The sequence below is a fragment of the Thalassovita gelatinovora genome, from assembly GCF_001458355.1.
GTDB lineage: Bacteria > Pseudomonadota > Alphaproteobacteria > Rhodobacterales > Rhodobacteraceae > Thalassobius > Thalassobius gelatinovorus.
On the sequence record NZ_CYSA01000028.1, the window covers coordinates 247,844 to 273,174 of the forward strand.

Here is a 25,331-nt window from a genome sequence, read left to right on the forward strand (position 1 = left end):
GAAGAATGGAGAAGTGGCAGAGTTGCGCCGCTTTGTCCCCAATAGGATCCAGTCTTCATATGTGAAATCAGTAGACAACACTATTTACCGATAATACTCGAAAACGGCGTTGGCTACTTCCCTATCCGTAGAAGCAGTCCAATCTTTGTATGCAATTGCATCCTGCTCCATCACCTTGGCTGGAAACTTTATTAGATAGTTCTGCACCCACTCCCGCATTTCTGGGTATCGTGTGAGATTTTCTGCAAGTTCCTGCTGTGTACCCGGACGCAAAGCTTGTGTATCCATGTCCCCCCTAACCTTGGGGAGAAAAATGCTTTGAATGGAATACGAATTTTTTTGGGGACATGCTTGCCAAATCGCGTACTCATCATGACCACCGAGAGTTGCAAGCGCCTGACCGTCTGATAAATTTTTAACAACGCATTCCATTACGGTCCAGACGACTGACGGTGAAAGAAGCTTGCGTGGCTTTCTATCAAGTTGAGGCGAGCTATCTTGGTCAAGAAGCTTCGAGTCTTGAAGTACATTTTTAAGTCTTTCCGATTCTAGCAACCAGGTCACCAAGTTTTTCCCCAATCGGGCAAAAACAGTATCATCAGTCTCCTGATCTGGAGACTTCACGAAATCGGAGAATAGTATCGTGTTCTCTGAGATCGCCTCACCACAAGTCGAATTGCTAGCCTTACGCACCCACGCTTCAACACGAGTTTTAAAGTCTGTGACCCCTGATTGAATTGAAGCGTATCCCTCAGGGTTTCCCAAATCATCTAAACAAAGCCTTACGTCTAGACCTTTCTCCTGAAGATGAGCCGCAACATAGGCTTGTGCGGCATGAACAACATTTGGCCTGCGCAGCCGCACCGGCCAATAGACAATAGATCCACGTGGAATTGCTTGTTCATCTTTGCTGTACAGAAGTTGAAAATCAAATTCTTCCACACAATTTAGAGTAGTCTTGATGTCCACTTCATTTTGGCCTTGGGTATCCTCCTTATCTCCTGCTGCCTGTTGATGTTGCGATTTTTTTTTAATGAATTTGTAATGCTGCAAAGCATGCACAACAACTTTTGCCGCATTCGAAGCAGCTTGCTTCTGATATTCCTCTTTCTGTTCCTCATCGACGTTCTTCTTGTATCCCCAGTCGCAAATCGATTTTGCAACTACAATTTCGAAATTTTGGTCGTATTCTTCCCGGGCACGGGCAAGCGCCTGCAAAGCGCCTGTTGCTTCCATTTCTCCTCCAATGGCGCCCGAGCCTTCCAGTGCGGCGTTGCGGGCCTTCTGATTGTCGAACAAGTCTTCCTTGGAAAGGATAGTTCCGAGATAGTAAGTCACACCCATTTGCTTAGCGGCCTCTTCAAGAGTTCTGGCCCCTGTGATCGACGCTGCAGGCCTCTCTGCTCTGAAGGTAATTTTCTTTTCCGCAATTTTGGCGTTCGCCCCTATCTGGATCTGACTCGATATCAGCAAATCTCCGATTTTTTGTTTGGTTTCTTCACCACCCCAAGCGATTCCCACGCAAAGTACCATTGAAGGCATATAGTCACGTATCGCATACCTTACGGTATCATAGGACGCGCCTCCAGTTGAGGACCCCATCCGAGACTTGGCTAACACAACCGACTGACCGTTGATTGAGCCAAAATCCATGTAGTGGTAGAGGCTATTCTCGCTTTGACAATTTTTACCATCAAACCCATTTTGTCGAAGCGCTTCTCTTAGCTCATTATCTTCATGGTCATTTACGGTGACCAGCAAAATGTCAGCTTTCAATTTCCGTTCCCATTCTCACATTTCTTGCCAGCATGCTTGCCGCCATTAGGCCCATCTCTTTTCAACCCATCTTAGTGCAGCGCAGGCGACATGCAACGCTGGCTTTGGAGCAATGGTCTTCTGACCTGCCACTGGTCTTTCATCCAGCCGCGACCAGTGCCCGGTTGGTGTATACGCCGATCGGCGCAGGTTGAGCAATCGCCCGACGCGCGAAGCTTTCATCTCGCGCAGCGGAGCGGGCGATTGCAGTATTCAGGGTCCGCGCGTAGTCAGCCCGGGTCTTGTAATCCACCTGCAGCGAATGTCAGCTTCGTCCGCTCAGCAGACCTTGACTCCAAGCGCAGCGAACGTCCGCATCCCGCCGATTCTGTTGAAAAACTCCGCTGCGTGAAAATCGTAACGAAAATCCGGAACATCCTTCTCGCACGGCGCCTTTTTGTAAACGAAATTTGCATAAGCGTGCTATCGCGGAATGATGTTCTGCCTAATGATTGCCTCTCTGGCAGACACCGAGTTTTTCAACACAATCCGCCCAAACTGCCACAGTGTGCCTGGCGGCTGGTCTGCCAGAGGAATGACCGGGTCGGGCTGCTGATCCTCTGGCGGCGCGTCACTGCTCCAAGTATAGCAAGGACGCTACGTTCAAACGGTCCATTCCGCTTGGCGCTGAATTTACCTACGTGTGACTAGGTCATGCGGTCCACGACCGGCGCGTTTCGGGTAGGGATTTCGTGGGACACATTGGTTCCTAACATATTGATTTGTTTGGTGCCTGATTTTAAAAATCGTGGGACACATTTGTACTGAAAACATTGATAAAATTGTCGATTAATCGACGCCTGCCGGGCCTACCAATCACCTGAATACCCATCCTTTTACGAAATTCAGTTGGGTTTGTCTCCATCACACTCGGGTGCCGGGCAGGCTTAACTGGTGAAGTGAAAACAGAATGCGTCAATTCCCCTGGCGGGACGGGCAACATATTGTCCGGCTAAATCCGAAACGGCATGGCGGCGCTGCTTTGTTGCGAAAAATATTGGCGCAATACTCCCCCCCTCAGAGTTTGCAATGCGCACAGAAAAAACTCACTTCGACTATGGGATTGGCGGTTTGGCACGTCAAACGGGAGCGTTTGTTGGTCTTTCCGAGCCAAAATCCCAATTTCGCTGTCAAACCACGAAATTCTAAAGGTGCAATCTACATAAATCTAACCGCGGCCCGTTCACGGAATTATAGAACCTGTCCTTCCAGATATGAGTGGTGCCTATGCGATTGACGATCAAAACCCGCCTTACACTGACTTTCCTTTTGATAACGACCCTTGCGGTAAGCATCGGAGGAGTATCCCTTTTTCAGTTGCGCGCGATGAAGGAACGCAGTGAAGCCATCGTCGAGACCGATTTCAAAAAATTGCGTGAGGTCGATCAGCTTGCGAAACTGCAAGAACGGATTCAGACAATGATCCGCGATTATCTATTGATCGAGGATCGGAAGACCAGAAGTGCCCTGAAGAAAGAAATGAAGGTGCTCGACAAAGAAATGGATGCGCTGATTGATCAGACACGTGAAAGCGCTGATCCAGAAATGGCCGCCTTTCTCGACGATTTCGACAAGCTCAAAACCAAGATGGCACGGGTCAACCGGACGGTGCGTCAGACCCTCGGCGTTGGTGGCGCCGCGATCGCCGCGCAGACACTGGTGGATTCAGGTACCAAATATCATACCGCGATGATCGAACTGATCGACGCGACCCTGGCGGCCGAAACCCAGTCGATGCAAAGCAACCTGCAGAAGTCGAAAAGCGATTACGAAACAGCATGGCGGGTGATGGCGGGTCTGATCGGTGCGGCTATGTTGATCACCCTGCTGTCGGCAACGCAGATCTTGCGCCGGATCAATCGTAGTTTGTCACTGGCGACGTCACTCAGCAAAGATGTCGCCGAAGGCTGTTTGACCCGTACAGTCAGACATCGGGAAAAAAACGAATTTGGCGATCTGCTGGACAATCTTAACAATATGGTCGTCAATCTGCGCGGTATTGTGTCGGATGTTTCCGAAAGCGCGACCAATGTTTCTGTTGGTGCCAGTCAGATGGCGGAAACATCAGAGGCGCTGAATGACACCGCTCTGAAACAGGCCGGCGCGACCGAAGACGCGTCCAGTTCGATCGAACAGATGACGGCCAATATCGGCCAAACCGCACAGAATGCGGCAGAAACGAAGGATGTGGCGTTAAAGTCAGCTGAAGGTGCCCGCCAAAGCGGGACTGCGGTGAAAGAAGCGATGGACAGCATGTCCACCATCATCGACCGGATTCAGGTGGTTCGGGAAATTGCCCGCCAGACCGACCTTTTGGCGCTCAACGCGGCGGTCGAAGCGGCCCGTGCCGGCGATCATGGCCGTGGTTTCAGCGTGGTCGCTGCGGAAGTACGCAAGCTCGCCGAGCGCAGTCAGGCAGCCGCCAGCGAAATCAGTTCGCTGTCTGGCGGAACGGTACAGTCGGCGAAGAAGGCTATGAATATGCTTGACGGTTTGGTACCCGAAATCGAACGTACGGCGACTTTGGTCAGTGATATTTCCACAGCCAATTCGGAAATTTCCATTGGAATGACCCAGATCAACCAGTCTATTCAGCGGCTCGATCTGATCACGCAGGACACCAATACGTCTGCAGAAGAGTTGTCTGCGACCGCTGAGGAACTCTCGGCCCAGGCCAGCACTTTGCAAGATACGATTGGGTCTTTCCGGATTACGGACGGCGCTGAACTTGAAACGCCTGAAACTCATGCAAATAGTACGGACAAGGCTGTAAACGCTCAAACACCGGTGACCACTCTGGAAACGGGGACGGAAACGGGTGAAACAGATTTTACCCTTGAAACGGATTATGAAGCGGAAGAAGAGCCGAAATCTCGGGTGGCCTGACCAAGGTCAGGAATGGATGAAACATCTGCAGCATAGCTGACCCGTGGTGTGTCAGATCCCAAGGATTGCACGCGCGTCTTCGGGCGAGGCGACGTCGCGGCCCGCGTCCCGCGCCATTCTGGAAAGCGCCCCGATCAGCGCGCCATTGCTGTCCACCTTCTGCCCGTCGGGCAAGTAGAACGTATCTTCCAGCCCGGTCCGCAGATGTCCGCCCAATTCAGCGGTCTTGCGATGCAGCGGCCAGATTTCTTCGCGCCCGATAGCGGTGACCTGCCAGCGGCTGTCTTCGGGGGCCAGATCGGCGAGGATCGGCAACAGATCGGCCCGCACCGGCTGGCCCGAGGCCACACCCATCACGAAATTCAACTGCGCAGTGCCGGAAAACATCCCTGCTGCGCGGTACATACCAACGCTGCGCACGATGCCTGTGTCGAAACATTCGAATTCCGGGATCGCCCCGACGCCGGTGATCGCATCGATAAAGTCCTGCACCTTTTCCACCGGGTTGTCGAACAGCATCGGCGGCCAGGCCCATTCGCCATTGGCCTTTATTTTAAGATAGTTCAACGACCCGGCATTGCAGGCGGCCATTTCCGGTCGCGTGGCGGTAACGACGTCGAGCGCGGGCTGGTACTCAGGGCCCACGGTGCCAGTGGTGTGATTGATGATCACACCGGGACAAGCGGCGCGGATCGCCTGTTGGACTTCAAGCGACAGGACGATATCCCAGCTGGGCAGGTGGCCTTGGCCCGGTTCCTGCTGGCGCAGGTGGATATGCATGATGCTCGCCCCAGCGTCATAGGCGCGTCTGGCCTCGGCTGCCATTTCTTCCGGTGTGACCGGGATATGGTGTTGCTGCGGATTGGTCAGAACACCATTAAGCGCACATGTGATGATCGCCTTGGACATCTTGGTCCCCTTAGAAAGGCATCGGCGGCAGGTTGTCGGCCTCGGCCCCAGAGCGTTGCTTCGCCTTGGCGCGTTGATAGGCGGGGCGCGTGGTCAGCCCGTCGAACCAACGCAGGGTTTCGGGCGGCAGATCATCGCGCAGCCCGAGCAGAACCGCCAGTTCGATCGCGTAATGCACCGCGATATCGGCCATTGTGAAACCCGATTGAAGCAGCGTGTCGCGCCCGTCTGACAGCGCCGGTTCCAACAGTTTCAACCGCGCCAGAAACCACAGCCTGTAATCCTCAGCAGCTTGCGGTAGTTGACGTTCTGGTACTTCCATCCGGGAATACCGCAGATAGATCGTCTGGGGGAAGGTCAGCGTCGCTTCGCCATGATGTAGCCAGTTCAGATAGTCACCGAATTCGGCGTGTTCGGTCGGCACCGCGAACCGGCCTTGGCCATGGCGCAGTGACAAATATTGCAGCATGGCGCAGCTTTCGGTCATCCGGGTGTCGCCATCGACCAGCAGCGGAATGGTCCCCAGCGGATTTTCGGCGAAATAGTCTTTTCGGGACGCCCGTGGCGGGAAAGGCAGCATTTTGAGATCGTAGTTAAGATCTAGCTCTTCCAGCGCCCAAAGCGGGCGGAAACTGCGCGTATCTTCACAATGCCAGAGTGTCAGCATGTCGGGTCCTCCTTGCGCCCATCTTGGACGGATTGGATTGGCGTGCTTGCGTCGAAAGGCTGAAATCGCAGCCAACCGGCGCAAGTTGGTCCTGATTTTGATACGATAGGCTGAATATGTATCCCAAGCAGGAGGTTGCGCCGATGGCTAAATTGCACAGCACCGTTTCCACCGCGTCCGATGTCTTCAGGAAGAACCGGGCGCATATGCTTGGCTTACTGGACGAGATGGGGACTATCGAGGCGCGCACAGTGACGGCCTCGGAACGGGCGCGGGCAAGGTTCGAAAACCGGCACCAGTTGTTGCCACGCGATCGGATAGCTTTGCTTCTTGATCCGGGGCGACCCTTTGTCGAAGTGTCAAAGCTGGCGGGTTACGGGCTTGATACGAAAGACTTAGACAAATCGGTGGCGGGGGGTGGTGTAATTGCCGGGATCGGCACCGTGTCCGGCGTCCGCTGCATGGTTGCTGCATCTGATTCCGGCATTGCCGCCGGAGCGTTGCAACCGATGGGATTGGAAAAGCAGGTGCGGGCGCAGGAAATCGCGTTGGAAAACAAGCTTCCCTTCGTGCAACTGGTGGAAAGCGCCGGGGCGAACCTTATGGCGTACAGAGTCGAAGATTTCGTGAAGGGTGGTGGCTTTTTTCGCAATTTTGCACGGCTGTCGGCGGCAGGATTGCCGGTGGTGACCGTCACGCATGGTAGTTCTACCGCTGGCGGTGCCTATCAGACGGGCCTGTCGGACTACATCATCATGGTGCGCGGCCGCACCCAGGCCTTTTTGGCCGGGCCACCTTTGCTGAAAGCTGCCACCGGGGAAATTGCCAGCGAAGAGGACCTGGGCGGTGCGGAAATGCACACCGGAATTTCGGGTCTGGGTGATTACCTGGCCGAGGATGATCGCCACGCAATCGGGTTGGCGCGCGACGTGATGGCGGGGATCGATTGGGCGGGCGAAGACACTACGCGAACCTTCGAAGATCCCAGCTATGATGCCGAAGACCTTTTAGGCCTCATGCCCGAAGACTATCGTCAGCCGGTCGATATGCGGGACGTGATCGCGCGGCTTACCGATGGGTCGGATTTCACCGAGTTTGGCCAAAGATTCGGTCCGGCAACCATTTGCGGCACCGCGCGGATCGCGGGTTGGCCGATCGGTATCATGACCAATAACGCGCCACTGGATCCTGCCGGTGCGTCAAAAGCCGTGCATTTCATTCAAGCGTGTTGCCAAGCGGGAACGCCAATTCTCTATCTCAACAACACGACCGGATTCATGGTGGGCCGTTCTTATGAAGAAGCGGGCATGATCAAACACGGATCAAAGATGATCCAGGCGGTGACCAATGCTACGGTGCCGCAATTCACGATCTATTGCGGCGCGTCCTTTGGGGCGGGAAATTACGGTATGTGCGGACGCGGTTTTCAGCCCCGGTTCTGCTTTTCATGGCCAAATGCCAAAACCGCAGTGATGGGGGGCGAACAGGCTGCGGGCACGATGGAAGTGGTGCAGCGGGCCCGCGCCGAACGATCCGGTCAACCGGTGGAGGACGCGCAGGTTCAAGCGATGAAGGCCAAGATCATCAAAACCTTCGATGGCCAGATGAGCGCCTTTTACACCTCTGCCCGTTTGCTGGATGACGGGGTGATCGATCCGCGCGACACGCGGCCATTGTTGATCGAATTGATGCAGATCGCTCGCGATGGGGACGCAAGGCAACCCAATAAAATGCAATTCGCCGTGGCGCGACCCTGAAAAGAGATTTGACGATGCTGGAAACCCCGTTTCAAAAGCTGCTGATCGCCAATCGCGGTGAAATCGCTTTGCGGATCATGGGCACTGCGCAGCGGATGGGGATGGCCACGGTGGCGGTCTATTCAGATGCAGACCGCGACGCCACCCATGTGCGGGTGGCCGATCAGGCAGCGTATATTGGTGCTGCCGCACCAAGCCAATCTTATCTGAATATCGATGTGATCCTGAAGGCGGCACACGAAAGCGGCGCTCAGGCGGTACATCCCGGATACGGGTTTCTGGCCGAAAACGCGGATTTTGCCGAAGCCTGCACTGCGGCGGGTCTGATATTCGTCGGGCCTTCAGCGGATACGATCCGCAGAATGGGCGACAAATTGGCGGCCAAGGCCGCGATGATCGAGGCGGGGGTGCCCTGTGTCCCTGGTTTTTTTGGCGATGATCAGTCGCCGTCCAGCCTGCAACGCGAAGCGGAACAGTTGGGATTTCCAGTGATGATCAAGGCGCGCGCCGGAGGTGGCGGGCGCGGGATGCGTCTGGTTACCCGGTACGAAGAATTCGACGATGCGTTGAGCAGCGCCAAATCTGAAGCGATGACCGCGTTTGGCGATGACCGCATTTTACTGGAACGGGCCATCGAAACCCCGCGCCATGTCGAGGTTCAGATCCTCGCGGATCGGCGGGGGCATGTGATCCATTTGGGCGAACGCGATTGTTCGGTGCAGCGGCGTCATCAGAAGTTGATCGAAGAAAGCCCGTCCCCCGCTGTAAATGCCGACCTGCGCGACCGAATGGGGCGCGCTTCGGTCCGTGCGGCACAGGCGATCGGGTATGAAGGGGCAGGGACTTTCGAATATTTGCTGGATGGGCAGGGCAAGTTCTTCTTTATGGAAATGAACACAAGGTTGCAGGTGGAACATCCGGTGACCGAAGCCCTGACCGGGCTTGATCTGGTCGAATGGCAGATGCGTATCGCCATGGGCGAAGATTTGACGCTTATACAGGACGATGTCCCGCTACACGGCCACGCCATTGAACTGCGGCTTTGCGCCGAAGATCCGGGGCGGGATTTTCTGCCGCAAAGCGGGCGAGTGCTGAACTGGCAACCCGCGACGGACCTGCGGGTCGATCATGCGATGTGCGACGGGGCCGAGGTGCCGGCGCAGTACGATTCCATGATCGCCAAGTTGATCGCCCACGGGACAAGCCGCGAAGACGCGCGGCGCAGGCTGGTTGCAGGGCTGAAGCAGACCATCGTAACCGGGGTACGGACCAATCAGGGGGTCTTGGTGGATTGCCTGCGCCATCCGGTGTTTGTGGAAGGGGATGCGACCACAGGCTTCATCGCTCAACACAAATGCGACTTGCTGCCTGATCCGCCCGCAGGTGAAACGGCTGCGGTCATGGTCCTGTCCGCGATCCTCGCCGCTGGGGCCGGTACGGCCTTACCGCACCGCTTCGCCGTGCCGATCAGGTTGGGACGGGATGACAAGACATTCGAGGCAAGGGTCGCAGTAAAACGATACGGACAGTGCGAAGTCGCGCTGGGCGAGGGGTTCACCGTTCTGCAGGTCACAGCCTTGTCTGGTGGCGCCGTACGAATCCGTCGCGACGGTCTGCAAGAGGTCGTCCACATGGCCAGAGATGGCGACAGGGTTTGGCTGCATATAGAGGGCCAGTCTTGGGACTTTGCCGATCTCAGTTTTGCGCCGGTTCATACGGCGGACGAGACCGGAACCGGAAAGATCGCTGCGTCGATGAACGGCACGGTGTCGTCGGTCGGGGTCGTTACGGGGCAGCAGGTCACAAAAGGGCAAGTTCTGGTGGTACTGGAAGCGATGAAAATGGAACATGACCAGCGGTCGGATATCACGGGTACCGTCGCTGCAATTCATGTCTCACCGGGCGATCAGGTTACTGCGCAAACTGTGTTGGTCGAAGTGGCGCCGGATGACCTGATCGACAACTAAAGTGTGATCGATCTGGGCATATCGCGCCAAACTTCCCTTTGTTGCCGACCGTGGCATCATGTCCGCAAAGAATTCGCCATTGGCGAATTGATCTTTGCGACCCCGTCCTTTATTGCAGGCGTGAAATCCATCGCCTGAAAGCCTTGTTATCCGACATGGCCGATTGCACGACGCAATTTCCGAATTGCAGTGCCGCTGCACTTCGTCAACCGAACTACCCTGAAAAAAATAGAAAGGTAGAAAAAATGGCTGAGAATTCGAACCCCGACATTTTGTATACCATCGTAGACGAAGCGCCCGAGCTGGCCTCGGCGTCGTTCTTGCCGATCATCCGCACCTTTGCTTCGGCCGCGGGTGTAAGCGTTGGGACCAAGGATATTTCGCTGGCGGGCCGCCTGCTTGCGACCTTCCCGGAAAACCTGACCGATGAGCAGCGTCATAGCGATGATCTTGCTGAACTGGGCGAACTGGTGAAAACTCCTGGTGCCAATGTGATCAAGCTGCCGAACATTTCGGCATCGGTGCCGCAGTTGGTCGCGGCTGTCACCGAACTGCAATCCCAGGGCTATGACATCCCGAATTATCCCGAAGACCCGAAAACTGACGCAGAAAAGGCAATCCGTGCCCGTTTCGACGCGATCAAGGGGTCGGCTGTGAATCCGGTTCTGCGTGAAGGCAATTCGGATCGTCGCGCTGCTAAGGCGGTCAAAAACTACGCGCAGAAAAATCCGCACCGGATGGGCGCTTGGGCATCCGACAGCAAGACACATGTATCTTCGATGTTGGGGAACGATTTTTATGCCAACGAAGTTGCCACTACGCTGAGCGCCGATCAGGCCGGTTCGGCCAAGATCGAAGTCGTCGGCAAGGATGGATCCGTCACCGTTCTGAAAGACGGCTGGACCCTGATCGAGGGCGAAGTGGTCGATGCCACCTTCATGAGCGCCAAGGCGCTGGGCGCTTTCCTGACTGATGAAATCGAAGCCTCCAAGAAAGACGGCACCTTGTTTTCGATCCATTTGAAAGCAACGATGATGAAGGTGTCGGACCCGATCATCTTCGGCCACGCCGTCAAAGCTTGGCTGGCACCGGTTTTCGACAAATATGGCGATCAACTGGCCGCGGCGGGTGTGAACCCGAATTCCGGCATGGGGGATGTTTTGGCCCGGATCGCGGACATGGACAATGCCGCCGCAATCCTTGCTGATATCGACGCGCTGAACGCCGAGCGTCCGGCAATGTACATGGTGAATTCAGACAAGGGGATCACCAACCTGCACGTGCCGTCCGATGTGATCATCGACGCTTCGATGCCGGCTCTGATCCGCGCAGGCGGCAAGGGCTGGGGCCCGGATGGCAAAGAGGGAGACACCAATTGTGTCATTCCCGACAATTGCTATGCCACCGTGTATGACGAAGCGGTTGAATTTTTCAAAACCAACGGCGCGCTGAACCCTGCCACCGCGGGCACGGTTCAAAACGTCGGCCTGATGGCGCAGAAGGCGGAAGAATACGGGTCGCACCCGACCACTTTCGAAGCGCCTGCGGATGGCGCCATCCGTATTGTTTTGGCCAATGGTGAAGTTCTGCATTCGCTGGATGTCGAAGCCGGTGATATCTGGCGCGCCTGCAGCGCCAAGAAAGCCCCGATCGAAAACTGGATTCAATTGGCCATCGACCGTCAGCGGCTGACCGGCTTCCAGGCGATTTTCTGGCTGGACGAAAACCGTGGCCATGATGCTGAAATCATCAAGTACGTCAAACCGGCGCTGGACGCTGCGGGCGTGGCCGACAAGTTCGTGATCATGGCCCCACGCGAAGCCACCCGGGCGTCGTTGGAAACCATCACCGCGGGCAAGGACAGCATCGCCATCACCGGCAACGTGCTGCGCGACTATCTGACCGACCTGTTCCCGATTCTGGAACTGGGCACATCGGCCAAGATGCTGTCGATCGTCAAGCTGATGAATGGCGGCGGCATGTTTGAAACCGGTGCTGGCGGGTCGGCCCCGAAACACGTGCAGCAGCTGCTTGAAGAAAACCACCTGCGGTGGGATTCAATGGGTGAATTCTGTGCGTTGTCGGAATCGCTGAACTTTCTTGCCGATAGCAAGGGCAACGCCAAGGCCGGTGTTCTGGCCACTGCCGCCGAAGCGGCAACCCAAGGCATTCTGGACGATAACCGGTCACCTTCGCGCAAAGTGGGCGAACCCGATAACCGTGACAGCCACTACTGGTTTGCCCGTTACTGGGCCGAAGCCTTGGCCGCACAGACGGATGATGCCGAACTGGCCGCTCATTTCGCCCCGATTGCGAAACAGCTTGCCGAGAAAGAATCTGCAATCCTGGCCGAACTGGCCGCCGCGCAGGGCGGTGCTGGGGATATTGGCGGGTATTACCATCCGTCGATGGAACTGAAAGCCAAAGTGATGCGCCCCAGCGCGACATTGAACGCCATCATCGGCTAAGGTGCCGGAACAAAATGGAAAGGCGCTCGGGAAACCGAGCGCTTTTTTTATGGAACGGACTGCTGCGCGTTTGAAACTGTGTCTGGGGGTTACCCGCCGTTTTCCTGTTCATATGCCTCCTGCAGGTCGGCCAGCGGCGGCCGGGGCAGGGTGGTCAGAATCTCCAGCACTGCACGACGTGCAGTCGCTCCAGCCCAATCGGGGGGTAACAGAAGGTCCGGCAGGGGGCCATGACGCAGACGCAACCGGCGCCAATGGTGCAGTGTCAGCAATCGCAATACCGCCCGGTCCAGCAGGTCGCTTGGGTGCGGCAGGTTAAGCGCCCGGACATTATGCGCAAGCAAGACATAGTCGGCCCGCAGATCATCAGGGCAGATGGCGGTTACAGTCCAATTCGGTAAGTCCCAATCCGCGAAATCCGTGATCAGCCAATCGGGGTCAAGATTATCGGACTGCCCCACAAGGATCGCAGTTCTTCCCGAAAGGGTTACGGCGTCTTTGGGTAGGGTTTCAGCGATCTCGGGCACCGACATTTGTGGCGGAGCGACGGCCAGCCGGACGGTCTGTGACCGGTCGATGTCATCGGTATAAATGATCGGTCGCACCGCTTGGGTCATTGACCAGCCTTGTGCGGTCAGGAAATAATTGGACGTCCGTCCTTCTTTCTTGGCCTCGATCCAGCCGTCACGGCGCAACCGGTGCAATGCGACCCTGAGCGCCTGATTGGTGATCCCCATGCGGCCCACCAGCAGGCCCAGCACCCGACCGCTGATCTGCGCATCTCGCGTTTCGCTAAAGTCGCCCAAGATGGTGACAATTACCGACCAGACCTTCAACGGGCCACAGCCGTGCAAACGGTCAAGATTGTCCTGAAAATGCGTTTTGGTCATCGCCGTGTTTCCGATGGCGCGAACAGCCACTGTATCACCGGCCGGTTATTCGGGCAGTTGCAGGCCAAGTTTGGCCAGCGCCTGTTCGCTGTCTTCTTTCCATTGCTGACGAAGTAGCTGATTATTGGTGCGTTTAAGACCCAGTTTTAACTGGCTTCTTTCCCGATCCGTGTCGCTGCGACCAAAGCAAAGCCCAACACGTGGCCACCAATAATCGATCGATGCCTGGGCTTCTTCGGCGCCATCTTGTTTCAGGCAAAGCGCAGCACCGGCATCCGCGATCCGGATATGCGCTTCGATGACCGGAAGCACGTCGCGGAATGCGTCGACTGCCGGTTGGTAAGATATGTGGCAGTGATCTTTGATCTGGCAGGCTGCGGCACGGCTCATCAGCAGGTTATGAAAAACGCCATCATTCCAGCCGCGCAACGGATAATTGTAGACCGCCAACCGCAAATCTTCTTTCATCCGCTTGCCACCGATATCGGCACCACGGGCAAGCCGATTGGCCCAAGGATGGCGGGCGACATAGTATTTCTGATCGGTGCCAAATGTTTCCAGAACATCTAGAATTCTGCCAGCGGTTTGGTTCATCTCAAGAACCACCCGGGCGGATGCAATCCGTTCGCGTATGCCGGGGCTGTAATTAATAATTTCAGCGAACCCGGCAGCACCGGCAAGCACGGAATCAACATAACTGGTCAGCACCAGCATCAATTCGGCGCGATACCGTGGCGGGACGTTGTCCGGGCTGGTCAAAACGCCGCCTTGTGCCAAATAGTCTTCGATGCTCATGTTTTCTTCCAAGAACGGGGCCTCACTGATCGTAATCTACTTCGAGAGTGGCTGTGATGGGATAAGCTTGGCAGGACAGCACATACCCTTTCTCAACTTCGTAGTCTTCAAGAGCGTGGTTGGTCAACATTTCCACCTCTCCTTTCAGCACTTTGCAGCGACAGGTCGAACAAACACCAGCCTTGCAAGCGTAGGGCGCAGGCAGATCGTTTGCCAAGGCCGCATCCAGCAAGGATTGGTCCTTTTCCACAGTAACAGTCCGAGTGGCCCCATCCAGCGTGATTGACGCTGTTGTCACCCCTCCGGCGGCATTTTCTGCGCTGCTCTTTACCTTGCGCTTGGCGCGGCCGGGCTGGGCCGATGCAAAGAGTTCGAATTTGATCTGGCTATCGTCCAGACCATGATCGCGCAGCGCCTTGGCGATCCCCAGCATCATCGGTTCCGGGCCGCAGATGAAAGCGGTGTCGACATTTTCGATATCGATCCAGCCGGTGTCGAACAACTGGGCGCATTTTTCTTCGGTCACCAGCCCGGTGAACAGGTCGATTTCCTGCGCATCGGTTTCCAGCACATGGATGACGTTGAAACGACCCAAATAAGTGTTCTTCAGATCTTCCAGTTCCTCGCGGAACATGATCGTGTTCACCGCCTTGTTGGCATAGATCAAGGTGAAAGAAGATTGCGGTTCGCGTGCAAGGGTCGTCTTGATGATTGACAGGACCGGCGTGATCCCCGACCCACCGGCAAAGCCAAGGTAGTGTTTGGCGGCAGAGACATCAATCGGGGTGTGAAACCCGCCCATTGGCGGCATTGCCTGAAGGGTGTCACCAACCTTCAGATCCTCGTTGGCCCAAGTCGAAAAGGCACCGCCGTCGACCCGCTTGATGCCGACTTGCAAAATGCCATCATCCTTGCCGGCGCAGATCGAATAGGACCGGCGCAATTCCTCGCCGTCGAAATTGTGGCGAAAGGTCAGGTATTGACCCTGAATGAAATCGAATTCGGTCGCTGCCCCGTTGACGGGCTTTAGCGTGACAACCACCGCGTCGCGGATGGTTTTGTGGATGTCGGTGACTTCCAGATCGTGAAAGCGCGCCATGTGCTCCTCCTCAGATGCACTTAAAATATTCGAAAGGTTCAAGACAGTCGGTGCAACGCCACTGCGCCTTGCAGGGGGTCGATCCGAACTGGCTGAGCTTTTCCAGATGAGTACCGCCACAATGCGGGCAGCGGGTGGGCCCACCCGCCGGTTGCGGTGGGGAGATGCCGTAATCTTCCAGCTTCTTGCGACCTGCTTGCGACATCCAATCGGTGGTCCAGGCCGGGCTGAGCTGCCGGCGAAGTTCGATCTTGTCGATGCCGTGACCGCGCAACGCGGTTTCGATATCGAGATTGATGATGCTGGTGGCAGGGCAGCCGGAATAGGTCGGGGTGACGGTCACGACACAGGTGTCGTCTTCCCACTGGACATCGCGGATGATGCCCAGATCGGTAAGAGAAATCACCGGGATTTCTGGGTCTGGAACCAGATGAAGCCAGTCCCAAACCTGTTCAGTGCTTGGATGTGTCATTGAATCACCTATCGCGCGGTTAGGTCCGGGGGTGGAATTTGTCGGCAAATTCCGCTTCGATTTCTAGTTCAGAAAACACCCCCGAAACGGTCACCAGTTTGCGTTCGGATAGACGCGCTGCAGCCATTGCATCTGGCACAGGATGTGTCCCAGATGTTCAGTATGCATCGCCCCGGTGCGTCCGCCCTTATGAGCGAAATCGCTGTCGGGGATGTGCAGTGTAGCTTCGGCCAGCACCTTGCCGATCAGAGCGTCGAAATCGTCGCGCAAATTGGCCGGGTCGGGTGCGACACCCGCAGCGGCCAAGGCGCGATCGGTTTCATCGCTGGCGAACATTTCACCCACATAAGGCCACAGGTAATCGAGCGCAGCCTGCATCCGTGCATGGCTTTCCTCGGTGCCGTCGCCAAGCCCCACCACCGTATCGGCGGAGCGTTCAACGTGATAGGCAACTTCTTTGCTGGCCTTTTCGGCAATTTCGCGCACCGTCTGGTCGCTTGATTGCAGCAGCCGGCCCAGCAGCACCGAATGGAACGCGTCGAACAGAAATTGCCGCATCATGGTCCGGCCGAAATCGCCGTTGGGCAGTTCGACCAGCAGCAAGTTGCGGAAATCCCAAGCGTCGCGCAGGAAGGCTACGTCGTCGGCGGTTTCTCCTGTGCCCCGCACTTCGGCGGCATAGCCCAGCCAAAGACTGGTCTGCCCCAGCAGGTCGAGCGCGGTGTTGGCCAACGCGATGTCTTCCTCCAGCACCGGGGAATGGCCGCACCATTCCGATACCCGGTGGCCGAGGATCAGCGTGTTGTCGCCCATCCGCAGCAGGAACTGGGCCAGTTGGGTCTTGTCCACCTCGGCCATCACATATGCCCCACTTCGTCGGGAATATCGAAGAAGGTCGGATGGCGGTAGACCTTGCTTTCCGACGGTTCGAACATCGGGCCTTTTTCACCCGGTACGGTGGCGGTGATGTGGCGCGCTTCGACCACCCAGATCGACACGCCTTCGTTGCGGCGGGTATAGACGTCGCGGGCGTTTTTGACTGCCATTTCGGCGTCCGGCGCGTGCAGGCTGCCAACATGGCGGTGGCTCATCCCGTGCTGACCACGGATGAAGATTTCCCAAAGGGGCCATTCATGTTTCATCTGATTGTCTCCTACCCTTATTCCGCAGCGACTTTGCGTGCGGCTTTCTTTTCAGCATGGGCCAACAGCCCGTCGCGCACCCATTCACCGTCTTCCCAAGCTTTCACCCGGGCGTTCAGACGGTCCGTGTTGCAGGGGCCATTGCCCTTCAGCACATCGAAAAATTCGGTCCAATCTGGTTCGCTGAAATCGTGGCCGCCTTTTTCCTCGTTCCATTTGAGGTTCTCATCGGGAACGGTCAGGCCCAGATATTCGGCCTGCGGCACCGTCTGGTCGACGAATTTCTGCCGCAGCTCGTCATTGGTGTTGACCTTGATTTTCCACGCCATTGACTGGGCCGAATGGACGCTTTCGGCATCCGAAGGTCCGAACATCATCAGCGATGGATACCAATACCGATTGAGCGCATCCTGCGCCATTTTCTTCTGTTCCGGTGTGCCCTGCGCCATCTTCATCATGATGTCGTAACCCTGCCGCTGGTGGAAGCTCTCTTCCTTGCAGATGCGGATCATCGCGCGGCTGTAGGGACCATAGGAGGTCCGCTGCAACGGAACCTGATTCATGATCGCCGCACCATCGACCAACCAGCCAACCGCGCCAATATCGGCCCAGTTCAGCGTCGGGTAGTTGAAGATCGAACTGTATTTCATCTTGCCGGTCAACAACGCTTCGGTCAGTTCGTCGCGGGTGACGCCCAGTGTTTCGGCGGCCGAATAGAGGTACAGGCCATGACCGGCCTCGTCCTGCACCTTGGCTAGCAGGATCATCTTGCGTTCCAGAGTGGGGGCGCGGGTGATCCAATTGCCTTCGGGCAGCTGACCGACGATTTCGGAATGGGCGTGCTGACCGATCTGACGGATCAGCGTCTTGCGATACCCTTCGGGCATCCAGTCGCGCGGTTCGATCTTGATATCGGCATCGACCTTTTCCTGAAATGCGGCTTCCTCGGGGCTCATTTCATCCCGAGATTTCACCCCTTCACCGGTCGATTTAATCATCTGTGCGTACATCGCGGGACCTCCCGTTTTTATGATGCAGCGGTGGATTTGATCCGCTGCCCGAATATTGTGATGCGCAATGCCTGCGCCGTCCTGTTTGTCGGCTTTCGCTACTGAGGCGGCGTCCGGTGCATTCGAGTTTTTCATCCGTCCGACTTGCCCAGCAAAGCCGACCGCTTAGTCGGGATACCTTGTGTGTCGATTCGAGGCAAGCTTAATGTTACGCAAATAATTGCATGTGAATAATTATGTAACATAAAAGGGGTTGGCTTGACGAATATCCAAGGGCCTTGTGCCGGGGATGGCGGTGGTACGATCCCGTCCGGCGCAGGAGATGACGCATTCAAAGGCGTGAGGGGTGAAAAACCTTCCTTCCCGGCAGCAAATTCGGAACTACCCTTTCACCGATCCTGTTGTCGTCCTGCCTTCAATTCCCGTTCAACTTGACTCGCAAATAAAAAAAGGCGGCCCCGCGGGGCCGCCTTTGCCGATGGGAAAGCCCGCCCATCCGCTATTCGGCTGCGATTTTATTCGCAGCCGGATGTTGTGCCAAATAGGCTTTGAACTTTGCAGCAATCTCGGGCGGCAGGTTGTCGAGATCAGGCATGCCGCGCAGGTTCGACGTACCTGTCGCGCGCAACTTGAAACGGGCCAACTGACTGAGCATGTGATTGGCACTGGAAGACAGTTCTTCCGCGCTTGCTGCCAAGGATGTGGATTCGGTGTCGGTACTCGCCGCACTGGTCGAAATTTCACCCACCGCCAGATTGATATGCGCAATCGCGCTGGTCTGTTCCTGGGTGGCCTGGTTGATTTCGCTCACCAAGGTCTGCACATTGCCGAAAGCTTCAGACAGTTCCTTGAATGCGGTGTCCATGGTATCGGTAATGGCGACGCCTTCGGTGATGGCCTGGGTCGATTTGTCGATCAGATCAGTGGTTTCACGCGCCGCCTTCGCCGAACGTTGGGCCAGGTTGCGCACTTCCTGCGCGACGACGGCAAAGCCGCGACCATGTTGCCCCGCGCGTGCTGCCTCGACCGCAGCGTTCAGCGCCAGCAGGTTGGTTTGGAAGGCGATTTCGTCGATCACCTTGTTGATCGAACTGATTGAACGGGAGGTGGTGTCGATCCCTTCCATCGCCTGTTTCATCCGAGCCATGGTATCGCGCCCGTCCGAAGCGGTTTCATTCGCGGTTGTGGCAACCGTGATCGCGCTGTTGGCGGCGCTGGACGTGGCGCGGACCATGCTTTCGGTTTCATCGAAGCTGGACGAGATCTGATCAATCGCAGAAGACGTTTGCTGCGCTCCGCTCGACAAGGTTGACGAGGTCGAAGATACCAGTTCCGCCGCTTTGGTGATTTCGTTGATCTGGGTCTTCAGACTATTTACCAGATTGCCCAATTCACCGAATGTCTGGTCGAACGAAGACATGACATTGCGGTAGTCGCCTTCGAAATCTTCGACGTTAATGGTCAACGACAGATCGCCCTGCTGGATTGCCTGCGAAGCCCGAAGGATTTCATCATTCATTTTGCGGAAGGCACTGCGGACTAGGTCGACGCTGTCGTTGACATGTGCCTTTTCGCCGGGGAAGCGTTCCAATTCAAAATTGAAATCGCCCTTGGCAAAGGCCTGAACCGCGGCGATCAACCGATCTTGTACATGGATGTGGCCATTTACCATACTATTGACCGCTTTGGCCACGTCCTGCAGTTCGGCGGGGAACTGGCCTGCATCGACGAAGGTGCTGATGGAACCCGCTTCATGCGCGTTCCCCATCGCCTTGGTTTCAGATAGGAACCGTTCCAGATCATCTTTTGCCTTCAATTCGCTGGTGCGGTCCTGCCATTCAACCACGATAGCATCCAACGTGCCATCGTCGTTAAAATTTGGCGAAGCGTGAAAGCCCAAATAGGTGGTTCCGATCTTGAATTTGGCTTCATGCTGTTTGGTTAGTCGGGCGATCAGGTCGCGCTGATAGGCAGGATTTTTATGAAAAACGTCGATAGACTGGCCCACGATGTCGCGGGCTTGGAAATGAGGCAGGTCTGTCTGGATATCTGCTTCGAGCCTTTCAAACATGTCATAACCGACACTATTAACGAAGCGGATCACCAAATCCTGATCACACACCATAATCGGGCAGCTGAGATACTGATAAGCAGTATAAGCAGTTTGCTTCGATAAGGTGCTGCTGTCCTGACTCGCTTCGTGAATGTGAGGTATTTTCTCTGGCATTTGATGATCACTCTTGAATTGTCTCAATTATGGACTGCAAAAAACATGCGACCATAAAACCCCGAACGACATCCTGACAGGCGTTTTTACCGTCCAATATGTCGCACTCAGGTTGTATGCGAAAAGCAGCATTGGTTTGCCTTTGAGGAAAAAATTGTGACAATTTCGGATTGATATGAAAATGCACATTGAAAAGTTAGCTTTTAGAAGCGATTGGCACAACTTGCTTGTCGCATGGGTACAGCGAGAGCCGCTGGAAACGGCAATACGACCCATAAGTCATACCGACGAATGATACTCTTTAATACCGACGAAAGAGATGCGCCTGGCTGAAGAATACCGACGAAAGAGATGCGCCTGGCTGAAAGATAAATTTTAAATATATCTATTAATCCCGTTTCGGGATGGAACGGCGACGCGTCGACAAGAAAATCGCGGTCAATCTGCACCGGATACGGTCCGGGCGTGGACTTAGCCAAGCCGATGGTCTATCGGGGGCGAAATTTCACCGGGGATAGTCTTATGAGCCAAGGTAAGAACGGCCTGACCTACGCGGATGCGGGCGTTGATATCGATGCAGGAAACGAATTGGTCGAGCGGATCAAACCCGCGGCCAAGCGCACGGCGCGGTCGGGCGTCATGGCCGGCTTGGGCGGGTTCGGTGCGCTGTTCGATCTGAAAGGGGCAGGGTATAACGACCCGATCCTGGTTGCGGCCACGGACGGGGTCGGTACCAAGCTGCGGATCGCTATCGACACCGGCAATGTAGACACCATCGGCATTGATCTGGTGGCGATGTGCGTCAACGATCTGGTTTGTCAGGGGGCTGAGCCTCTTTTCTTTCTGGACTATTTTGCCACCGGCAAGTTGGAACTGGACAGTGCTGCACGGATCATCGAAGGCATTGCCGAGGGCTGTGCGCAATCGGGCTGCGCGCTGATCGGTGGCGAAACCGCCGAAATGCCGGGCATGTACCATGATGGCGATTTCGATCTTGCCGGATTTGCGGTTGGCGCGATGGAACGCGGGGCGGATTTGCCTTTGGATGTGAAGCCGGGTGATGTGCTGCTTGGGCTGGGATCGAACGGGGTGCATTCGAACGGCTATTCTCTGGTGCGCAAACTGGTCGATCTGTCTGGTCTGGGATGGGATGCGGCCTGTCCGTGGGACGGCGATCAGACGTTGGGCGAAGCGCTGCTGGCACCGACCCGGCTCTATGTGACGCAGGTGTTGTCGGCGATCCGCGCAGGCGGCGTTCACGCGCTAGCCCATATCACCGGCGGCGGGCTGACCGAAAACCTGCCGCGGGTTCTGCCCGATGGAGTGGGGGCCGAAATTGATCTGAACGCATGGGATTTGCCCCCTGTATTCAAGTGGCTGGCGCAGACCGGCGGCATGGCCGAAGCCGAGCTGCTGAAGACCTTCAATTGCGGTATCGGCATGATTGCCGTGGTTGCGGCAGATGAAGCCGAAACCCTGATCGCTCTGTTGCAGGATGCGGGCGAAACCGTTGCGCGGTTGGGGACCATCGGGACAGGTGAAGGCGTGCGTTATAGCGGGGCGTTGCTGTGACCAAACGCGTCGCTATTCTGATTTCGGGCGGTGGGTCGAACATGATCAAACTGGTCGAAAGCATGGTTGGCGAACATCCGGCGCGGGCTGTTTTGGTCGGATCGAACGATCCGCAGGCGGGCGGGCTGAAAAAAGCTGCCGAGATGGGAATCGACACCTTTGCCGTGGACCATCGCCCATTCAAGGGCGACCGCGAAGCCTTCGAGACTGAATTGCAGGCCCATTTGGACGCCGCAAAGCCCGATATTGTCTGTCTGGCGGGCTTCATGCGGGTGTTGACCGAAAATTTCGTGCGCAAATGGGATGGCAAGATGTTGAATATCCACCCGTCGCTTTTGCCGAAATACAAAGGGTTGCATACCCATCAGCGTGCATTGGACGCAGGCGATACCGAAGCCGGATGTTCGGTACATCTGGTCACGGCCGCACTGGATGACGGTCCGATTTTGGGCCAGGCGCGGGTCAGGGTGGAACCGGGCGACACCGCCGATACTCTGGCGGCGCGCGTTTTGGTGCAGGAACATAAACTATACCCGGCGGTACTGGAACGCTTTGCCGGGGGCAGTACCGATCCGATCATTCTGGGTTGAGGCCGGGGTTGATTGCGATGGTTTGCATCCCCTGCGCAATCGCGTATGTCTAGGCAACCGGTCCAGAACCGCGACGCAACAAAACAAGAATACGAAAAATAGCGCGACGATGAAAACACTCACCACGACCGAAGAACTCGCCCATTTCTGCGAGCAGGCCCGCCAACACGAATACGTAACGGTCGATACCGAATTCCTGCGCGAACGAACCTATTATTCCAAGCTGTGCTTGGTGCAATTGGCGATGCCCGGCGATACCGATGAAAATGCGGTTCTGGTCGATCCTCTGGCGACGGGGATATCGCTTGAACCGATGATGGATCTGTTTCGCGATACATCGGTGGTCAAGGTGTTTCATGCCGCGCGGCAGGATCTGGAAATCTTCTTTATCGAACATCGCGTGTTTCCTGAACCGCTATTCGATACCCAGGTGGCCGCGATGGTCTGCGGCTTTGGCGAACAGGTCGGCTATGAAACGCTGGTCCGCAAGATCGCTAAGCAAAGTCTGGACAAGACATCACGGTTCACCGACTGGTCGCGGCGTCCGCTGACCGAAGCACAGAGCAAATACGCGGTGGCTGATGTCACCCATCTGCGAATGATCTACGAATATCTGGCGGCTGAGTTGCACAAGACCGGGCGCGACAAATGGGTGCAGGAAGAACTGCGCATCCTGACCGATCCGGCAACCTATATCGTGCATCCTGAAGAGGCGTGGAAACGGGTAAAGACCCGCACGACAAGCGGTAAGTTTTTGGCGGTGGTGCGCGAACTGGCGCGGTTCCGCGAAGATTATGCGCAATCGCGCAACGTTCCGCGCAGCCGGGTCTACAAGGATGATGCGATGGTCGAATTGGCGTCGACCAAGCCGGTAACGATGCAGGATCTGGGCCGGTCGAGGCTTTTGTTGCGGGACGCCCGCAAGGGTGAAATCGCCGACGGTATTCTGGCCGCGGTCAAGGCTGGCATTGATTGTGCGCCGGAAAACTATCCCAAACCCGATTTGAGTCGCGAAAAGTTGCAGGTGAATCCGGCGCTTGCCGACCTGCTGCGGGTGCTGTTGAAATCCAAAACCGAAAGCGCTGGGGTAGCGTCAAAACTGATCGCTCCTGCCGCCGATCTGGATGCGATTGCCGCCGGGCTGCGCGATGTACCCGCGCTGAATGGTTGGCGCCGCGAAGTGTTCGGCAACGACGCATTGCGTTTATGCGATGGCGAAATTGCGCTGGCGGCCAAGGGCAGTTCGGTCAAGATCGTCAAGCTGTAAGGCCAGCGTTCAGTTGAATGGCGGATCAGCGGCGCCGGCTTGATTGGGCGTTGCGTGCGCCCGTGATGCGAATTTCGCGCACCCCGGACAGATTCTGATTGGTCACGTAGACAGCAGCGGTCAGGCTGCGGCTGCGTTCGGTGCCGCCGGTGATCCGGCTAGCGGTTAGTGCGCGCAATTCGTAGCTGAGCACACCGTTGACCGGTTTGCCGTCATTGAGCGCGATCAGCTTGACTTCGTAGGGGCCTTGCACATCCGACACGCCAGTGACCCGGGCAATGGCACCGCCGGGGACTTGTTCGATCACCAGAGATTTGATTTCTCCGACCAGCCGGCCCTGATAGCCGGGATCGCGCCGTTGCAGACGGCCCTTTGAAGGGATCAGCGGATTAACGTCGCCCGCGCTTTCCGCGACCGGCACCGAGCGGCCGCGCCCGAACCAGTTTTTCGGGTTGAGACGGGATTCGCCGCAACCGGTCAGAATGACCGCTGAAACCAAAAGGACCGAAAGGGATTTCTGCATCGTCACGCCTCATTCGCTTTGTCCTCCGGGTTACCCTATCCGGCGGGGCTTGAAAAGACGCTTGCGGGTCTGGACCTTTGATCCCGCCCGGCCTAACTGGAAGTGAGCAGCAAGAGGACCAAGGATCATGGCCACTGAAGCCTTTGAAGAGATTGTCGAGGATTTCGAGTTCCTTGAGGATTGGGAAGATCGCTATCGCCATGTGATCGAGCTGGGCAAGGCGATGAAGCCGCTTGAGGAGGCACTGAAAGTGCCCGCAACCAAGGTTGATGGTTGCGCCAGCCAAGTCTGGCTGCACCCCAAGATCGAAGGGAACGTGTTTTCCTTTGACGGTGACAGTGACGCGCTGATCGTGCGCGGGCTGATCGCAGTCTTGGCGGCGCTGTATAACGGGTTGCCGGTGGCGCAGGTCGCAGCGGTCGATGCTCAGGCCGAACTGGGCCGGTTGGGGTTGCAGGATCATCTATCGGCGCAGCGGTCCAACGGAGTCCGGGCGATGATCGTACGGATCCGGTCGGTCGCGGCCGCTGCGGCCTGATCGGGATCAAGGTTGTCTGGATGTGCGTCTTCGCTGTCGCTGTTTTTTGACACCCAGCAGGAATTTTTCAAGTTGAAGCGACGCGGTCGAAGCGCGTCAGTTCGGTGGCCAGATCGCCATAGCCAGTAAAGCGGCGTTCATAGGTGAGTCCAAGCCGGTCAGCGCAGGTCGCGGCCTTGGCGCTGAGGTCGGGATCGTCGGTTTGGGCCAAATAGACCAGTTTGGTATAATTTCCGAAATATATTTCGCGCAGGTCGGGATGGCGGTCCAGGCCAAGCGGCTGCCAAACGAACGCGTCAAATTGCCGGGTTAGAAAATCGGTCAGGTAGAAGGCGGTGATTTCGTCTTCGGCGCGGGTGGCGAAAACTGCATTGCCTTCGAAGAAGCTGTAGCAATGCGGTCCGGGAATCATTTCGATGCCGGTTTCGGCGCAGAGATTTTGCAAAGAACCGCCAGTACCGCAATCGGCATAGACCAGAAACAGACGGTCATAATTGGCGCGGTGTTTCTCGATCACCGTTCGGGCAGCGGCGGGGATTTTTTCGGGGTGGTTGTGCAGGATCGCCGGTAGGCAGGTCAGATCCATATGATCCCAGCCATTGAGCGCCTTCAGCGCCAAGATTTCCCGCGCCAGCGCACCGCAGGCGATCAGCAATACCCGACCGCGTCCCTGCGGTGGCAGGCCAGAGACGGTCAGGCTGTCGTCATCGGGCTGTTGCATGGCGCGGCCGGGGCGG

21 protein-coding genes and 1 pseudogene are annotated in these 25,331 nt (G+C 56.4%); 8 read left to right on the forward strand and 14 right to left on the reverse strand.

Annotated elements, in window-relative coordinates; all coding sequences use genetic code 11:
- Positions 1 to 84 precede the first annotated feature (84 nt).
- Positions 85 to 1,776, reverse strand: coding sequence for a phosphorylase family protein (locus TG4357_RS18630; RefSeq protein WP_058264416.1), 1,692 nt, complete (start codon positions 1,774 to 1,776; stop codon positions 85 to 87).
- A 139-nt stretch (positions 1,777 to 1,915) separates the two neighbouring features.
- Positions 1,916 to 2,068 (reverse strand): annotated as a pseudogene (locus TG4357_RS19420) (IS3 family transposase); the annotation flags it as partial.
- A gap of 974 nt (positions 2,069 to 3,042) precedes the next feature.
- Here TG4357_RS19420 and TG4357_RS18635 point away from each other — a divergent pair.
- Positions 3,043 to 4,701 carry a methyl-accepting chemotaxis protein gene (locus tag TG4357_RS18635; RefSeq protein ID WP_058264417.1) on the forward strand — a complete coding sequence of 553 codons (1,659 nt, stop codon included), beginning with the start codon at positions 3,043 to 3,045 and terminating at the stop codon, positions 4,699 to 4,701.
- A 51-nt stretch (positions 4,702 to 4,752) separates the two neighbouring features.
- Here the strand turns inward: TG4357_RS18635 and TG4357_RS18640 are convergent, their stop codons facing one another.
- A complete protein-coding gene (locus TG4357_RS18640; protein ID WP_058264418.1) occupies positions 4,753 to 5,610 on the reverse strand; it encodes a beta-keto acid cleavage family enzyme in 858 nt (285 codons plus the stop codon).
- Between the two features lie 10 nt (positions 5,611 to 5,620).
- Complete coding sequence (locus TG4357_RS18645) at positions 5,621 to 6,277, reverse strand: glutathione S-transferase family protein (protein ID WP_082644205.1); 657 nt, start codon at positions 6,275 to 6,277, stop codon at positions 5,621 to 5,623.
- Positions 6,278 to 6,420: 143 nt separating this feature from the next.
- Between TG4357_RS18645 and TG4357_RS18650 the strand changes: the two genes are divergently transcribed.
- From TG4357_RS18650 to TG4357_RS18660, 3 genes are all read left to right on the forward strand, one after another.
- The gene (locus tag TG4357_RS18650) at positions 6,421 to 8,034 is read left to right on the forward strand and encodes an acyl-CoA carboxylase subunit beta (RefSeq protein ID WP_058264479.1); all 1,614 of its coding nucleotides are present in this window, start codon (positions 6,421 to 6,423) and stop codon (positions 8,032 to 8,034) included.
- A gap of 14 nt (positions 8,035 to 8,048) precedes the next feature.
- A complete protein-coding gene (locus TG4357_RS18655) occupies positions 8,049 to 10,001 on the forward strand; it encodes an acetyl/propionyl/methylcrotonyl-CoA carboxylase subunit alpha (RefSeq protein ID WP_058264419.1) in 1,953 nt (650 codons plus the stop codon).
- Between the two features lie 245 nt (positions 10,002 to 10,246).
- Complete coding sequence (locus tag TG4357_RS18660) at positions 10,247 to 12,469, forward strand: NADP-dependent isocitrate dehydrogenase (protein ID WP_058264420.1); 2,223 nt, start codon at positions 10,247 to 10,249, stop codon at positions 12,467 to 12,469.
- A gap of 89 nt (positions 12,470 to 12,558) precedes the next feature.
- Here TG4357_RS18660 and TG4357_RS18665 read toward each other — a convergent pair whose 3' ends face one another.
- From TG4357_RS18665 to TG4357_RS18700, 8 genes are all read right to left on the reverse strand, one after another.
- A complete protein-coding gene (locus TG4357_RS18665) occupies positions 12,559 to 13,359 on the reverse strand; it encodes a PaaX family transcriptional regulator C-terminal domain-containing protein (RefSeq protein ID WP_058264421.1) in 801 nt (266 codons plus the stop codon).
- A gap of 45 nt (positions 13,360 to 13,404) precedes the next feature.
- Positions 13,405 to 14,154, reverse strand: coding sequence for a Phenylacetic acid catabolic protein (locus TG4357_RS18670; RefSeq protein ID WP_233487571.1), 750 nt, complete (start codon positions 14,152 to 14,154; stop codon positions 13,405 to 13,407).
- Between the two features lie 22 nt (positions 14,155 to 14,176).
- The gene (locus tag TG4357_RS18675) at positions 14,177 to 15,253 is read right to left on the reverse strand and encodes a 2Fe-2S iron-sulfur cluster-binding protein (RefSeq protein ID WP_058264423.1); all 1,077 of its coding nucleotides are present in this window, start codon (positions 15,251 to 15,253) and stop codon (positions 14,177 to 14,179) included.
- A gap of 10 nt (positions 15,254 to 15,263) precedes the next feature.
- A complete protein-coding gene (paaD, locus tag TG4357_RS18680) occupies positions 15,264 to 15,725 on the reverse strand; it encodes a 1,2-phenylacetyl-CoA epoxidase subunit PaaD (protein WP_058264424.1) in 462 nt (153 codons plus the stop codon).
- A gap of 90 nt (positions 15,726 to 15,815) precedes the next feature.
- Complete coding sequence (paaC, locus tag TG4357_RS18685; protein WP_058264425.1) at positions 15,816 to 16,583, reverse strand: 1,2-phenylacetyl-CoA epoxidase subunit PaaC; 768 nt, start codon at positions 16,581 to 16,583, stop codon at positions 15,816 to 15,818.
- A complete protein-coding gene (paaB, locus tag TG4357_RS18690; protein ID WP_058264426.1) occupies positions 16,583 to 16,867 on the reverse strand; it encodes a 1,2-phenylacetyl-CoA epoxidase subunit PaaB in 285 nt (94 codons plus the stop codon). The genes paaC and paaB overlap by 1 nt, the downstream gene beginning before the upstream one ends.
- A 17-nt stretch (positions 16,868 to 16,884) precedes the next feature.
- The gene (gene paaA, locus TG4357_RS18695) at positions 16,885 to 17,877 is read right to left on the reverse strand and encodes a 1,2-phenylacetyl-CoA epoxidase subunit PaaA (RefSeq protein ID WP_058264480.1); all 993 of its coding nucleotides are present in this window, start codon (positions 17,875 to 17,877) and stop codon (positions 16,885 to 16,887) included.
- A gap of 499 nt (positions 17,878 to 18,376) precedes the next feature.
- Positions 18,377 to 19,948, reverse strand: a complete 1,572-nt coding sequence (locus TG4357_RS18700) for a methyl-accepting chemotaxis protein (RefSeq protein ID WP_233487573.1) — start codon at positions 19,946 to 19,948, stop codon at positions 18,377 to 18,379.
- 678 nt (positions 19,949 to 20,626) lie between these two features.
- Between TG4357_RS18700 and purM the strand changes: the two genes are divergently transcribed.
- From purM to rnd, 3 genes are all read left to right on the forward strand, one after another.
- Positions 20,627 to 21,676, forward strand: a complete 1,050-nt coding sequence (gene purM, locus TG4357_RS18705) for a phosphoribosylformylglycinamidine cyclo-ligase (protein ID WP_058264428.1) — start codon at positions 20,627 to 20,629, stop codon at positions 21,674 to 21,676.
- Positions 21,673 to 22,266: a phosphoribosylglycinamide formyltransferase gene (purN, locus tag TG4357_RS18710; RefSeq protein WP_074646945.1), complete on the forward strand. Its 594-nt coding sequence runs from the start codon at positions 21,673 to 21,675 to the stop codon at positions 22,264 to 22,266. The genes purM and purN overlap by 4 nt, the downstream gene beginning before the upstream one ends.
- 109 nt (positions 22,267 to 22,375) lie before the next feature.
- Positions 22,376 to 23,533: a ribonuclease D gene (gene rnd, locus TG4357_RS18715; RefSeq protein ID WP_058264429.1), complete on the forward strand. Its 1,158-nt coding sequence runs from the start codon at positions 22,376 to 22,378 to the stop codon at positions 23,531 to 23,533.
- 25 nt (positions 23,534 to 23,558) lie between these two features.
- On the opposite strand, the gene TG4357_RS18720 is transcribed toward rnd, so the two are convergent.
- Entirely contained in the window at positions 23,559 to 24,056 is a 498-nt protein-coding gene (locus TG4357_RS18720) for a hypothetical protein (protein ID WP_058264430.1), read from the reverse strand.
- 127 nt (positions 24,057 to 24,183) lie between these two features.
- Between TG4357_RS18720 and TG4357_RS18725 the strand changes: the two genes are divergently transcribed.
- Positions 24,184 to 24,594, forward strand: a complete 411-nt coding sequence (locus TG4357_RS18725) for a SufE family protein (RefSeq protein WP_058264431.1) — start codon at positions 24,184 to 24,186, stop codon at positions 24,592 to 24,594.
- A gap of 67 nt (positions 24,595 to 24,661) precedes the next feature.
- Here TG4357_RS18725 and TG4357_RS18730 read toward each other — a convergent pair whose 3' ends face one another.
- A complete protein-coding gene (locus TG4357_RS18730; RefSeq protein WP_058264432.1) occupies positions 24,662 to 25,315 on the reverse strand; it encodes a DUF1638 domain-containing protein in 654 nt (217 codons plus the stop codon).
- Positions 25,316 to 25,331: the final 16 nt, after the last annotated feature.